Source organism: Mycobacterium sp. URHB0044 (genome assembly GCF_000620625.1).
GTDB lineage: Bacteria > Actinomycetota > Actinomycetes > Mycobacteriales > Mycobacteriaceae > Mycobacterium.
Genome location: NZ_JIAW01000001.1, coordinates 590,593 through 603,958 on the forward strand (window position 1 = coordinate 590,593; position 13,366 = coordinate 603,958).

A 13,366-nucleotide genomic window follows, 5' to 3' on the forward strand; every position below is an offset into this window, starting at 1 on the left:
TTCGGCGCGAAAGCGCTTCTGCTGCAATGTGTTCGGCGGGCCTACCTCAGTGGCAGGACAGTGTGCAGGATGCGCAGGTACCCGCGCAGCTGGCTGCAGCCTCTTGGTTCGCCACGACCTTGGCGCTCTGATAGCAGCCCGCGCCGACGGTGCCGACGGCGCCGACGACGCAAATTCCCACTAGTAGTAGGCCGGTCTCCGGCCGCACCGACAGCGCCACGATCCCGCCGGCGGCCAGCATGGCTGCGGCCGCCAACTGGATGGGCGCGACGGTGCGCAACACCTGCCGCACCGGGTCGCTGGACCGCGGACGGAGCAACAGCCACAGGCCCAGTCCTGCGACCGCGACGGCGGCGCACAGGCACAGCACCGCGGCAATCAGCATGGGCCACACAATACGGGGCCGCCGACGCGGTGGCGGCCTGGGTCAGCTGGGCAGCCCGACCACCGGCGTCAGTGCTGGCAGCGCAGCCGGGCCCGCGAGCGGAGCTACCGCGGCAGGCGCCGCCGGTACCGGCGGGACCGGCGCGGTGGGCGAGGTGACCCGGAATCCGTTGACGATGGCGTCCGTGGCCTGGCCCGCGGCGACCGACACCTGCGCGCTGGTGGTGACCGTCAGCGTCACCAGGTAGCGGTCGGTGCCGGAGGTCGCGATGACGTGGCGGCGGGAGGTGTTCAGCGTCATGTTGTTCTGCCGGTAGGTGCCCTCGATCACCGCGGAGGGCATGCCACCGAAGTCGGCGAGCGACGCGTCGGTGGAACGCCACGCCGGCAGCTGCTGGCTGTCGATCAGGCCGTGGCTGATGGCTTCCTTCGGGTCGAAGTCACCGACCAGCTTGTAGACGACGACCTGGGCGTTGGACGTGTAGAGCCCGTCGCCTCCCACGCGGTCGGCGATCACGGCGAACGCGTCGGGCACGTTCGGATCGGGTACGTGGCTCCAGCCGGTGGGCATCGGCAGCACGATCGTCAGCGCCTTGAAGTCGTTGGCGACCTGCGGCTCGAGGCCGACGTTGTGCTCCTTGAGGTAGTCGATGATGGTCCCGGAGGCGGCAGGCACGATCGTCGACGGCGCGGCAACGGGGGCGACCGCGGCAGGAACGCTCAGACCGGCGGCCGGCTGGACGCCTGGTGCTGCCGCTGCTGGTGCTGCCGCAGGCACTGCCGCCGTTCCGACCGGCGCGGTGGGCGCACCGGCCTGCACCGTGATCGTCTGGGTCACCGTTGCGGGTGCGGGCACGGCGGGTGCGGGCAAGGCGGGTTGCGGCAGGGTGGGCTCGGCCGAGGCGGTGGTGCTTGCAAAGCCGACGACGCCGGCCACGCCGGCGGCCACACCTCCTGCCAGAAGCCCCCAGCGGCGGGCATGTTCGTACATCTGACGTGCGTCCTTCCGAACTCTCCTGGATCAAAGTCGGGCATGCGTGCCCCGGCCAGGCGCCGACTGTATCCACGCCCGAGGGGCAGCCACCAGGGCCGGGATCGACTCGCAACCATGCGCTGACCGGTCTGCAACGGAACCGAGATCAACCCGTTGCCGCAGCTGCGTGACCCGGGCCACATGGCGTGCCGACGGCCCCGTTTGGCCCGTTGACTACCCTGTTCACGTGACCGATCAGGACGGCGCCTCCGACGCCTCGGACACCCCGCAGTTCCGCTACAACGCGGATTTGGCCGGGGAGATCGAGCGCGCCTGGCAGGAGACATGGGCGCGGTCGGGCACGTTCAACGTGCCGAATCCGGTCGGGACGCTGGCTCCGACCGACGGTGGCACGGTGCCTGCGGACAAGATGTTCGTGCAGGACATGTTCCCGTACCCGTCGGGCGAGGGTCTGCACGTCGGACATCCGCTCGGCTACATCGCCACCGACGTGTACGCCAGGTACTTCCGGATGACCGGCCGCAATGTCTTGCATGCCTTGGGATTCGACGCCTTCGGCCTGCCTGCGGAGCAATACGCGGTGCAGACTGGCACGCATCCCCGCACGCGGACTGAAGCCAACATCGTCAACTTCCGGCGCCAGCTGGGCCGTCTTGGCCTCGGCCACGACGCGCGCCGCAGCTTCGCCACCACCGACGTCGACTTCTACAAGTGGACACAGTGGATCTTCCTGCAGATCTACAACGCCTGGTTCGACACCGCGGCCAACAAGGCGCGGCCGATCGCCGAACTGATCGCGGAGTTCGATTCGGGTGCACGGCTACTCGAGGACGGCCGCACGTGGTCGGACCTGACGCCGGACCAGCGAGCCGACGTCGTCGACTCCTACCGGCTGGTCTACCGGGCCGACTCGGTGGTGAACTGGTGTCCCGGGTTGGGCACGGTGCTGGCCAACGAGGAAGTGACGTCGGACGGTCGCAGCGACCGCGGTAACTTCCCCGTGTTCCGGAAGCGGCTGCGGCAGTGGATGATGCGGATCACCGCGTACTCCGACCGGTTGCTCGACGACCTGGAAGTCCTGGACTGGCCGGAGAAGGTCAAGGCCATGCAGCGCAACTGGATCGGCCGGTCCACCGGGGCGGAGGTGCAGTTCGCCACCGACGCCGGTGACATCGAAGTCTTCACCACGCGGCCGGACACCTTGTTCGGCGCCACCTACATGGTGCTGGCGCCGGAGCATCCCTTGGTCGAGTCGCTCGCCGCCGCCGAGTGGCCCACCGGCGTGGACGCGCGGTGGACGTTCGGCGCGGCGACACCCGCCGAAGCGGTGGCCTCCTACCGGTCGTCGATCGCGGCGAAGTCCGATCTGGAGCGGCAGGAGAACAAGACCAAGACCGGTGTGTTCACCGGCTCCTACGCCACCAATCCCGTTAATGGCCAAAGCATTCCGGTGTTCATCGCCGACTACGTGCTGATCGGCTACGGCACCGGCGCGATCATGGCGGTGCCTGGACACGATCAGCGCGACTGGGAGTTCGCAACCGAGTTCGGGCTGCCCATCGTGGAGGTCATCAGCGGGGGCGACGTGTCGGAGGCCGCGTTCAACGGCGACGGCGTGCTGGTGAACTCGGGCGAGCTCGACGGGCTGAGCATCGCGTCGGCCAAGGAGGCCATCGTCACGCGGCTGGAGGCGGGTGGCCGCGGCCGGGCTCGCGTCGAGTACAAGCTGCGCGACTGGCTGTTCGCGCGGCAGCGCTACTGGGGTGAGCCGTTCCCGATCGTCTACGACGCCGATGGTCGTGCCCATCCGCTGCCGGAATCCGCGCTGCCCGTGGAACTTCCGGACATCCCCGACTACTCGCCGGTGCAGCTCGATCCCGACGACGCCGACAGCGAGCCGTCGCCGCCGTTGGGCAAGGTCAGCGAATGGGTGCACGTCGAACTCGATCTCGGCGACGGATTGCAGCCCTACACCCGCGACACCAACGTCATGCCGCAGTGGGCGGGCAGTTCCTGGTACGAGCTGCGCTACGCCGACCCGCACAACTCGGAGACGTTCTGCGCCAAGGAGAACGAGGCGTACTGGATGGGTCCGCGTCCGGCCGAGCACGGCGCGCACGACCCGGGTGGCGTGGATCTGTACGTGGGTGGCGTCGAGCACGCGGTGCTGCACCTGCTGTACTCGCGGTTCTGGCACAAGGTGCTGTACGACCTCGGCCACGTCAGCTCTCGCGAGCCGTACCGGCGGCTGGTCAACCAGGGCTACATCCAGGCGTTCGCGTACACCGACGCCCGCGGCTCCTACGTGCCCGCGGCCGAAGTCGTTGAGCGCGAAGGGAAGTTCTTCTATCAGGACTCCGAGGTAAACCAGGAGTTCGGCAAGATCGGCAAGAGCCTGAAGAACTCGGTGTCACCGGACGAGATCTGTGACGAGTACGGCGCGGACACGCTGCGCGTCTACGAGATGTCGATGGGCCCGCTGGAGGCGTCGCGGCCGTGGGCCACCAAGGACGTCGTCGGGGCGTACCGCTTCCTGCAGCGCGTGTGGCGCACGGTGGTCGACGAGGCCACCGGCACCGAACGGGTGGCCGACCACGAGGCCGTCGGTGAGGAGACGCTGCGACTGCTGCACCGCACCATCGCCGGCGTCGCGGATGACTATGCGGCGCTTCGGAACAACACCGCTGCGGCGAAGCTGATCGAGTACACGAACCACCTGACCAAGGAAGGCGTGACCGCCCGCGCGGCCATCGAACCACTGGTGCTGATGGTCGCGCCGCTGGCGCCGCACCTGGCCGAGGAGTTGTGGCGGCGGCTCGGCCACGACACGTCGCTGGCGCACGGACCGTTCCCGCAGGCCGATCCCGCCTATCTGGTCGAGGACACCGTCGAATACCCCGTGCAGGTCAACGGCAAGGTGCGGGGACGCATCACCGTCGCGGCCGACGCCGACGCCGACCTGGTGGAGGCCGCCGCGCTGTCCGACGAGAAGGTCGCCGCGTTCCTCGACGGCGCCACCCCGAAGAAGGTCATCGTCGTCGCAGGCAAGCTGGTCAACCTCGTCGTCTAGCGGGATTTCGGCGTGCTGCGTAACGCTGAGGGCGACGGATCACGCCGAAATCGCCCTCAGCGCGGGCGGATGACGACCTCGTGCACGTGCCCATCGGGCGGCGTCGCCACCGCCTGCGCCACCACCGCGGCGACGGTGTCGGGTTGCAGGAAGTTCTCGGGCACGTACTCGCGTCCCTCGTAGGCGATGAGGTCGCGCTGCATGTCGGTGGCGATCCGACCGGGATGCACCGAGGTGACGCGCAGCTCGGGCTCGTCGGCCCGCAGCGAATCGGCGAACGCCCGCAACGCGAACTTGCTCGCCGAGTACGACGCCAACCCGGGCGACGCGTTGTGTCCTGCGCCGGAGTTGATGAAGACGACGTGCCCACGGGCGCTGCGCAGGGCGGGCAGCAGAGCGAGGGTGAGCGCGACCGCGCCGACGACGTTGACCTCGAGCGTGGCCCGCCACTCGTCGACGGTGGATTCGGCCACCCGCCCGGGGAAGGACACCCCCGCGTTGTGGACCAGCACGTCCAGGTCGGTGAGCACTTCGGCCCCGGCCTCGATGCTGGCCTCATCGGTGAGGTCCAACGGCCAGGTGGGGGCGCCGAGTCGCTCCGCCAGCGCGTCAAGGCGGTCCGATGGGCGGCCGGCGAGTAGCAGCGTGTGGGTGGGAGCCAGGGCGGTGGCGATGGCGGCTCCGAGCCCGCCGCCCGCTCCCGTAATCATTGCGGTCGGCACGCCGACACACTACCGACCTGCATAGTTCGCTTCGGCGTCGCATCATTGAACAAATGCCTCCCGATCCCAGCTTCGCGCCCACGCAACTCGCGGCCCGCGCCGCCTATCTCCTGCGTGGCAATGACCTCGGCGTGATGACCACCGCCGCCCCGCTCCTGTACCCGCACATGTGGAGCTGGGACGCCGCGTTCGTGTCCATCGGGCTCGCCCCGCTCAGCGTGGAACGGGCGGTCGTCGAACTCGACACGCTGCTGTCCGCGCAATGGCGCAACGGCATGATCCCGCACATCGTCTTCGCCAACGGTGTCGACGGGTACTTCCCGGGCCCCGCGAGGTGGGCATGCTCGGCGCTGGCGGCCAACGCCCCGCGCGTTCGGCACACGTCGGGCATCACCCAGCCGCCCGTCCACGCCATCGCCGTGCAACGCATCCTCGACCACGCCCGCACCCGCGGCCGCTCCACGCGCTCGGTCGCCGAGGCGTTCCTCGACCGTCGGTGGTCGGATCTGGTGCGCTGGCACCGCTGGCTGGCAGAGGCGCGTGACCCGAACACGCGCGGCCGGGTCACGCTGTACCACGGCTGGGAGTCCGGCATGGACAACTCGCCGCGCTGGGATAGCGCGTACGCCAACGTGATTCCCGGCGCGGTGCCCGAATACCAGCGCGAGGACAACGCGATCGTGACCGACGCCAGCCAGCGTCCGTCCGACGTCGAGTACGACCGGTACCTGTGGCTGGTCGAGGAGATGAAGTCCGTCCGCTACGACGACGACCTGCTGCCCAAGGTGATGAGCTTCGCCGTCGAGGACGTGTTCGTGTCGGCCATCCTCTCGGTCGCCTGCACGGTGCTCGCCGAGATCGGGGAGGACTACAAACGGCCCAACGCCGACGTCCGCGACCTCTACTCCTGGGCCGAGCGGTTCCGCACCGGCGTCGTCGAGACGGCCAACCAAAGAACCGGCGCCGCAAGGGATTACGACGTCCGTGCCGAACGCTACGTGGCCACCGAAACCGTCGCCCAGTTCGCGCCGCTGCTGTGCGGTGGGCTGCCGCACGACCAGGAACGCGCGCTGCTGCGCCTGTTCGACGGGCCGCGGTTCTGCGGGCACCCCGACCTCAAGTACTCGCTGATCCCGTCGACGTCACCGGTGTCGCGCGACTTCCGCGCGCGGGAGTACTGGCGTGGGCCGGTCTGGCCCGTGATGACGTGGCTGTTCTCGTGGTGCTTCGCCCGCCGCGGTTGGTCCGAGCGCTCGCTGAGCCTGCGGCGCGAGGGGCTGCGGCAGGCCAGCGACGGCACCTTCGCCGAATACTACGAACCGTTCACGGGTGAGCCGCTTGGCAGCATGCAGCAGTCGTGGACGGCCGCAGCCGTGCTGGACTGGTTGGGGTAGCTAGTCCGCTGTTTGCTCGGCGAGCCGCGCCAGCGGCGCCAAGGCGTCGGACAGCGCCTGCCGGTCGGTGTCGCTGAGCTTGCGCAGCAGGCCTGCGAGCGTTGCCCGCCGGGTGGCCAGCGCCTCCCGATGCTGAACCAATCCGCGCGGGGTGACGTCGACCAGGACGGCCCGCAGATCGGACGGATCACGGGAGCGTTTCACCAGTCCGAGCTTCTCCAGCCGCCGGATCGCGACCGTCGTCGTGGGGGTGCGCACGCGCTCGTGTGCGGCCAATTCGGTCATCCGGATCGGCCCCTGATCGAGCAGGGTCAACAGGATCGACAACTGGGCCAGGGTGAGATCGGCTCCGCTATCCGCGGCACTGCGATGGGGGTCTGAGCGACGCAGCACGGAGAACAGCTTGGAGAGCACCTGTTGCAGCTCCCCGGCCAGCTCAGTGACCTGCGGTTCCGTCTCTACCATAATTCGCTAGTCTAACCTGTCATTGCCTGCCAGAACCTCAACATGCGATTTTTCTGCCCGGAACTGGCGCTCATGCGCACGTGACTGCGCATGCCATCACGTTGCTCGAGCGTCAAAGCACCTGGTCGAGGAACTGCCGCAGCCGGTCGGTTTCGGCACCCTCGAAGATCCGCTCGGGCGGTCCGGACTCGACGACCACGCCGTGATCCATGAACACCACGGCGTCGGCCGCCGACTGGGCGAAGCCCATCTCGTGGGTGACGACCACCATGGTCATCCCGTCCGACCCGAGGTCGGCCATCAACGCCAGGATGCCCTTCACCAACTCGGGGTCCAGCGCCGACGTCGCCTCGTCGAAGAACATCACCTGAGGCGACATCGCGAGTGCCCGTGCGATCGCTACGCGCTGTTGCTGTCCACCCGACAGCGTCGAGGGCCGCACGTCGGCCTTGTGTTTCAAGCCGACCCGTTCCAGCTGCGCCAGTCCGAGCTCGCGCGCCTCGTCGACCGCGAGCCGCTTGAGCTTGCGGGGCGCCAGCGTGACGTTGTCGAGCACGGTGCGGTGCGGGAAGAGATTGAATTGCTGGAACACCATGCCGATGCGCTGACGCAGCTGATCCGGATCGTCCTTGAGCACGGAGCGCCCGTCGAGCAGGATGTCGCCGCGGTCCGGTTCGTAGAGCCGGTTGAGCGTCCGCAACAACGTCGACTTGCCGGATCCCGACGGACCGATCACCGCGGCGGTGGTGCCGGCGGGCACGTCGATGTCGACGCCGCGCAGTACCGAATTCGGGCCGAATGCCAGGTGAATGTCGCTGCCGCTGAGCGACACCGGGTTCACTGCCGTGGTCATCAGATCATCTCCTGCGACGTGGACAGCTCGAGCGGATCTTCGTCACCGGGCGGCCGCCCACGCCGCAGCCTGGCGTCGATGAAGTTGACCAGATGGGTCAGCGGGATCGTCAACAGCAGATAGAACAGACCCGCGGCCACCAATGGCGACAGGCTGCCGGTCTGCGCGTTGAGGTCCCGGCCGACCTGGAACAGCTCGCGCTGGCTGGCGACCAGACCGAGGAAGTACACCAGCGACGACGCCTTGAGCAGCGAGATGAACTGGTTGACCAGGGCCGGCAGCACGCGCCGCACGCCCTGCGGGATGACGATCAGCTGCATCGACGCCGAGTAGCTGAAGCCCAGCGCGCGCGACGCCTCCAGCTGGCCTGCCTCCACGCTCTGGATGCCGGAGCGGAAGATCTCGCCGATGTAGGCGCCTGCCATCAACCCGAGCGCCGCGATGCCCAGCGGGTACGGATTGTTGCCGGTGAGCGATCCGACGACCGGTCCGACGCCAAGACCGATGAGCAGGATGATCACCACTTCGGGCAGCCCACGGAACACGTCGGTGTACACCCGGGCGGGCCAGCGCAGCCACCGCGATCGGGAGATGCCCGCGACGGCCAACGCCATGCCGATGATCAGCCCGATGATGCTGGCGCTGACGGTGAGGATCAGCGTGTTGGGCAGGCCGGTCTTGAGCAGGTCGGGGATGGCCGCCTTGTACAGGTCCCAGTCCAGGAACGCGTCCTTCAGCTGAGACAGCGTGGATTTCGGTGCGGTGCTGGATGATTCGGCGGGCGCGCGGCTGGCGGCGATGGCGGCGAAGTCGGGCAGCTGCGGCGGCGGCGCGGCCTTGGAACCGGGCTTCCAGCCGGGCGGTAGCGCGCGGGGCACCCAGTCGGAGTACAGCTTCGCCCACGTCCCGTCGGCGATCACCGCGTCGAGCCCGGAGTTGAGCGCATCGATCAGCGGGGTGTTCTCCTTGGCGACCGCGTAGGCGACGAAGTTGTCCAGGCTGAAGGTGTTCTCGATGATCTGCGTGGGGTCGCCCGGCTGGACCGTGCCCTGCGCCTGCTGCGACGGGGCCACCCAGGCGTCGATCTGACGGCTCTTCAGGCTGGCGTAGACGGTGTTGTAGTCCGGGAACTTCACCGGGTCGAGCCCGAGGGTGTCGACGACGTAGGCCTCTTGCACGGTGCCCTGCACGACGCCGATCCGCTGGCCCGCCGCCAGCTTGTCGAAGCCGGTGATGGCGGAGCCGTTGGGGACGACTAGCGAGAAGTAGCCGAAGTCGTAGCCGTTGGTGAAGCCGACGGTGCGTCGGCGCGCGTCGGTGGTGGTGATCGACGACGAGCCGACGTCGAACCGCGCCGACGCCGTCTGCGCCAGCAGTCCCGAGAACTCGGTGCCGACGAAGTTGACCTGCAGGCCGATCTTGCCGGCGATCGCGCGCAGCAGTTCGTTGTCGAACCCGGTGAACTGCCCTTGGGCGTTGATGCAGATGCTCGGCGGCGCGTCCGACAGCGTGCCGACGGTCAGCACGCCGGGGGTGGCCAGTCGCAGTGCACCCGGATTGATCGAGCCGAGCGGAACGACCGTCGGGGTGGTGTACTTGTCCTCCCCGGGACCCTTCGCGGCTGCGGCCAGGTTGGTGGGCAGCGCGCTGGCGCTCTGCAGTCCTGGCGGGGCGCACTGGTCGCCGTCGGCGCCCGCGGGCGGGGCGGATCCCATGCCGAACACCACGAGCGCGACGAGCGCAGCGACCATCGTCTTGCCGATCCGGGCCATCTTCAAAACGTAGCGTCCGGCGCTGCGCGGGCCACGGCCTGGACTCACTCAGAACGTAATCGACGGCTCCTGCGGAGTGACGGCTGGCGGCGCGAGCACGCGGCGCCGGATCAGTTCGGCCAGCATGATGCGGCCCATGACCTCGGCCCTTCCGACGCACGCGGCCTGTGCGGCGGCGGGATCGCGAGAGCCGATCGCGGTGGTCTCGGCCTCGTAGAACGGCAGCAGTTCGTCGTGGCTGCCCAGGTATGCCGTCCAGAAGCCGCGCGGCATCAGCGTCCGCGAAGACCTGATCGCGGCGCGCAACTGCGGCCCGGCGTACTCCTCGTTGATGAGCTGGCGGTAGCGAAACGCGATCTCGTGGAACGTGCGCGACTCCACGCCGGCCCGCAACGCGTCCAGCTGCGTGCGAAGCCCGTCGAGCACCTTGGGGTCGGCTGCGGTGGCGGCGCGCGCCGATGCCAGGCCGTTGAGCACCCCGTAGAGCTCATGGGTTTCGCGGACTACGTCGTCGTCGAAGCGCTCCACGTACGCGCCGCGGTGGTAGCGCGTCGACAGCACGCCGTCGTGCTCGAGGGCGACCACTGCTTCCTGGACCGGCACCCGGCTGACGCCCAGTTCAGCGGCGATTTCGTTGCGGTCCAACCGATCTCCGGAGCGCAACTTGCCCGTCAGGACCAGTGTCACGACGTGGGAGACGACCAGGTCCTTCTCTTTGACCCCGTACTTCTTGGGCATGGCGCGGTCAGTTTCTCACGCCACCGCCGCGATCGGACGGCTTCGGACGCTTCTCCTCAGGCGCGTTCGTCGCGCCAACGGCAGAGCGCCTCGGCCTTGCCGAGGTCGTAGTCGGGGCCATTCGCTCCGACCGTGAAGGTCGTGACGCCGAGCCCGAGCAGCGCGTTGGCCTCCTCGAGAAGCGCGTCGACGTCGTCGCCCTCAACACCCGCCGAGTGCTCGATCGTGGCGGGGTCGCGGCCCACGTCCGCGCAGTGCCGGGCCAGCACCTCCGCCTTGTGCGGATACGTTTCGCGGTCGACGAAGTAGTGCCACACGTCGCCGTATTCGGCCACCAGGCGCAGCGTCTTCTTCTCACCGCCGCCGCCGAGGAGGACCGGGATGTCGCGCGTTGGTGCAGGATTCAGTTTGCCCAACCGCGACTTGATGCGCGGCAGCGCGCCCGCGAGATCGTCGAGCCTGCTGCCCGCGGTTCCGAAGTCGTAGCCGTATTCGACGTAGTCCTTGTCCTTCCAGCCCGAGCCGATGCCCAGGATCAGTCGACCGTCGGAGATGTGGTCGACGGTGCGGGCCATGTCGGCAAGCAGCTCCGGGTTGCGGTAGGAGTTGCAGGTCACCAACGCGCCGATCTCGATGCGCGAGGTCTGCTCTGCCCAGGCGCCCAGCATCGTCCAGCATTCGTAGTGCGCGCCGTCGGGATCGCCGTAGAGCGGGAAGAAGTGGTCCCAGTTGAACGCGATGTCGACGCCCATGTCCTCGCAGCGCCGGACGGCGTCGCGGATGTGGCCGTATTGCGGGGAATGTTGTGGCTGCAGTTGCACGCCGATGCGGATGGGGAAGGTCATGTCCGCCACGCTAGACGCCGATTCCGCCGCCGTCGCGCCACACCGCCACCACCGCCGGCCGCGCGGTGCCGTTGCCGCCCTCTGGCCAGCGCGACAACGGGTCGTCGAGGCTGTTCTCGTCGCTCTCGCCCGGATGTTGCACGCATACCGTCACCAAATCGTCGGTGATGACCGGCCCGCACGTCTCGGCGCCGAGCGGAACGGTGAGGAACTGGCGGGTCTCGCCGCGGTTGGGCCCTTCGAGGGCGACCGCGAACAGTCCGTCGTTGGAGTCCAGCGCGTTGCCGTCGGTGGAGATCCACAGGTTGCCGTGCCGGTCGAAGGCGAGGTTGTCCGGACACGAGATCGGGCTGACCTTCGTCTTGTCGAACCCGCCGTAGTAGGTGTCGGCGGCAGCCGGGTCGCCGCACACCAGCAGCAGCTCCCAGGTGAACGACGTGCCTGCGTGCTCGTCGGTGAGTTCGAGGATCTGCCCGCTCTTGTTGTCGTTGCGGGGGTTCGCGGCGTCGGGTGCCGCCTCCCCGGGGGCGCCGCGCTCGTCGTTGTTGGTCAGCGCGACGTAGACCTTGCCGGTCTTCGGGTTGGCCTCGAAGTCCTCCGGCCGGTCCATCTTGGTAGCGCCGGCCTTGTCGGCGGCCAGCCGGGTGAACACGGCCACCTCCTGCGGCGTCATGCCGCCGACGAGTGACTCACCGGTTCCGTTCGGGCCGGACTTCAGGAGCGGAATCCACGTGCCGCTGCCCCGGAACGATCCCGACGACGGCAGCGTGCCCGACCCGTCGATCTCCGTTGCGGGGATGTCGCTGGAGAGCTTCGCGACGTAGAGCGTGCCCTCGTCGAGGATCGACAGGTTGTTGGCCATCGCGGCGGCGTCGTGTCCTGGCTGGACCTTCTTACTGGACACGAACTTGTACATGTAGTCGAAGCGTTCGTCGTCGCCGAGGTAGGACACCACGGTGCCGTCGCCGGTGACGTAGATGGTGGCGCCCTCGTGCTTGAGCCTGCCGAGGGCGGTGTGCTTCACCGGTACCGACGCCGGATCCCACGGGTTGACTTCGATGACGTAGCCGAAGCGGTTCACCTCGTTGGGCGACTTGCCGACGTCGAACCGCGCGTCGAAGGTCTCCCACTTGCGTTCCGTCGGTTCGGGTTTGATGCCGTAACGCTTGTCCCGGTCGGCGACGGCGGGGCTGGGCATGGAGCCCTCGGCCGCACCGAAGTAGCTGTGGAAGTTCTCCTCGCCCGACAGCACGGTGCCCCACGGCGTGACGCCGCCCGCGCAGTTGGCGAACGTGCCGGCGACAGTGCGACCCGTCGGGTCGGCAGCGGTCTTGACGAAGTCGGCACCGGCGCCGGGACCCGTCAGGGTGAACGGCGTGTCGGCCGTGATCCGGCGGTTGTACCGGCCGATCACGGGCCGCAGGCCGTCCGGCGTGCGCTCGACCTCCACGACCGCCATGCCGTGCGCGGCGACGCCGATGTCGAACTGTTCGCGGGTCGGCTTGTCCGGGTCGTAGCCGGGGAACATGAATTGTTCGGTGGTGTATTCGTGGTTGACCACCAGCAGGTAGTGGTCCTTGACGCCGTCGATCGGCAGCAGGCCCGCGAAGTCGTTGTTGAAGCCGAACTGCTGGCGCTGCGCGGCCGCGGTCTGCGCCTTCACGTTGAACATCGGGGCGCCCGGCAGCACCGGGTCGCCCCAGCGGATCACGACGGACTGCCGGTAGCCGTCGGGGATGACGACGGCGTCCTCCGTGTTGGGCGCGACGGCGGTGAAGTTCATGCCGGGCGGCGTGACGGGCGCGGCCGGGGTGTCGCTCGTCGGTGTCGCGGCGGGGGTGTCGTTGCCGGAGCAGGCGGCCAGCGCCGATCCAGCGCCGACGGCCAACACGGTCACCGCACCGGCTCGTAGCGCTGTGCGACGCGAAAGTGCTTGCCGCGCAATATCACCGAAGTACTCATTGTCACTGGCGTTGGGTGCCGGATGCGAGCACGCGTCGCCGCACTTGTACCGGCACGTGACGCGCTGGCGCGACGAACGGCCGTTGTGGGTGACGAACAGGTTCAGCGGCACGAGCGCCATGACGTGGGGATTCCTTCCGACGATCACCGGCCGGGGCTGTGGCCGG

The 13,366-nt window shown here is 68.6% G+C and carries 11 protein-coding genes; 2 read left to right on the forward strand and 9 right to left on the reverse strand.

Annotation, left to right across the window (positions count from 1 at the left end):
* Positions 1-46: 46 nt before the first annotated feature.
* Together N536_RS0102865 and N536_RS0102870 are read right to left on the reverse strand one after the other, a co-directional pair.
* Entirely contained in the window at positions 47-385 is a 339-nt protein-coding gene (locus tag N536_RS0102865; RefSeq protein ID WP_029112225.1) for a hypothetical protein, read from the reverse strand.
* Between the two features lie 42 nt (positions 386-427).
* Positions 428-1,375 carry an LpqN/LpqT family lipoprotein gene (locus N536_RS0102870; protein WP_029112226.1) on the reverse strand — a complete coding sequence of 316 codons (948 nt, stop codon included), beginning with the start codon at positions 1,373-1,375 and terminating at the stop codon, positions 428-430.
* Between the two features lie 229 nt (positions 1,376-1,604).
* On the opposite strand from N536_RS0102870, the gene leuS reads away from it, so the two are divergent.
* A complete protein-coding gene (leuS, locus tag N536_RS0102875; RefSeq protein WP_029112227.1) occupies positions 1,605-4,448 on the forward strand; it encodes a leucine--tRNA ligase in 2,844 nt (947 codons plus the stop codon).
* Positions 4,449-4,504: 56 nt separating this feature from the next.
* Here the strand turns inward: leuS and N536_RS0102880 are convergent, their stop codons facing one another.
* Positions 4,505-5,170: an SDR family oxidoreductase gene (locus tag N536_RS0102880; protein ID WP_029112228.1), complete on the reverse strand. Its 666-nt coding sequence runs from the start codon at positions 5,168-5,170 to the stop codon at positions 4,505-4,507.
* 53 nt (positions 5,171-5,223) lie between these two features.
* On the opposite strand from N536_RS0102880, the gene N536_RS0102885 reads away from it, so the two are divergent.
* Positions 5,224-6,564 carry a hypothetical protein gene (locus N536_RS0102885; RefSeq protein ID WP_029112229.1) on the forward strand — a complete coding sequence of 447 codons (1,341 nt, stop codon included), beginning with the start codon at positions 5,224-5,226 and terminating at the stop codon, positions 6,562-6,564.
* Here the strand turns inward: N536_RS0102885 and N536_RS0102890 are convergent, their stop codons facing one another.
* From N536_RS0102890 to N536_RS0102915, 6 genes are all read right to left on the reverse strand, one after another.
* Positions 6,565-7,029, reverse strand: coding sequence for a MarR family winged helix-turn-helix transcriptional regulator (locus tag N536_RS0102890; RefSeq protein WP_029112230.1), 465 nt, complete (start codon positions 7,027-7,029; stop codon positions 6,565-6,567). It abuts the gene before it with no gap.
* Positions 7,030-7,141: 112 nt separating this feature from the next.
* Complete coding sequence (locus tag N536_RS0102895; RefSeq protein ID WP_029112231.1) at positions 7,142-7,882, reverse strand: amino acid ABC transporter ATP-binding protein; 741 nt, start codon at positions 7,880-7,882, stop codon at positions 7,142-7,144.
* Positions 7,882-9,633 carry an ABC transporter substrate-binding protein/permease gene (locus tag N536_RS0102900; RefSeq protein WP_036435310.1) on the reverse strand — a complete coding sequence of 584 codons (1,752 nt, stop codon included), beginning with the start codon at positions 9,631-9,633 and terminating at the stop codon, positions 7,882-7,884. Before N536_RS0102900 ends, N536_RS0102895 begins: the two co-directional genes overlap by 1 nt.
* Positions 9,634-9,702: 69 nt before the next feature.
* Entirely contained in the window at positions 9,703-10,392 is a 690-nt protein-coding gene (locus N536_RS37255) for a GntR family transcriptional regulator (RefSeq protein ID WP_036435031.1), read from the reverse strand.
* Between the two features lie 56 nt (positions 10,393-10,448).
* Positions 10,449-11,237, reverse strand: coding sequence for an LLM class F420-dependent oxidoreductase (locus N536_RS0102910; protein WP_029112233.1), 789 nt, complete (start codon positions 11,235-11,237; stop codon positions 10,449-10,451).
* A gap of 10 nt (positions 11,238-11,247) precedes the next feature.
* The gene (locus tag N536_RS0102915; RefSeq protein WP_029112234.1) at positions 11,248-13,320 is read right to left on the reverse strand and encodes a PhoX family phosphatase; all 2,073 of its coding nucleotides are present in this window, start codon (positions 13,318-13,320) and stop codon (positions 11,248-11,250) included.
* Between the last annotated feature and the right edge of the window lie 46 nt (positions 13,321-13,366).

Excerpts from the sequence above, each read along its gene's own strand:
- N536_RS0102865 (WP_029112225.1), bottom strand. The coding sequence starts at position 385 with ATGCTGATTGCCGCGGTGCTGTGCCTGTGCGCCGCCGTCGCGGTCGCA.
- N536_RS0102870 (WP_029112226.1), bottom strand. The coding sequence starts at position 1,375 with ATGTACGAACATGCCCGCCGCTGGGGGCTTCTGGCAGGAGGTGTGGCC.
- N536_RS0102885 (WP_029112229.1), top strand. The coding sequence starts at position 5,224 with ATGCCTCCCGATCCCAGCTTCGCGCCCACGCAACTCGCGGCCCGCGCC.
- N536_RS0102890 (WP_029112230.1), bottom strand. The coding sequence starts at position 7,029 with ATGGTAGAGACGGAACCGCAGGTCACTGAGCTGGCCGGGGAGCTGCAA.
- N536_RS0102895 (WP_029112231.1), bottom strand. The coding sequence starts at position 7,882 with ATGACCACGGCAGTGAACCCGGTGTCGCTCAGCGGCAGCGACATTCAC.
- N536_RS0102900 (WP_036435310.1), bottom strand. The coding sequence starts at position 9,633 with ATGGTCGCTGCGCTCGTCGCGCTCGTGGTGTTCGGCATGGGATCCGCC.
- N536_RS37255 (WP_036435031.1), bottom strand. The coding sequence starts at position 10,392 with ATGCCCAAGAAGTACGGGGTCAAAGAGAAGGACCTGGTCGTCTCCCAC.
- N536_RS0102910 (WP_029112233.1), bottom strand. The coding sequence starts at position 11,237 with ATGACCTTCCCCATCCGCATCGGCGTGCAACTGCAGCCACAACATTCC.
- N536_RS0102915 (WP_029112234.1), bottom strand. The coding sequence starts at position 13,320 with ATGGCGCTCGTGCCGCTGAACCTGTTCGTCACCCACAACGGCCGTTCG.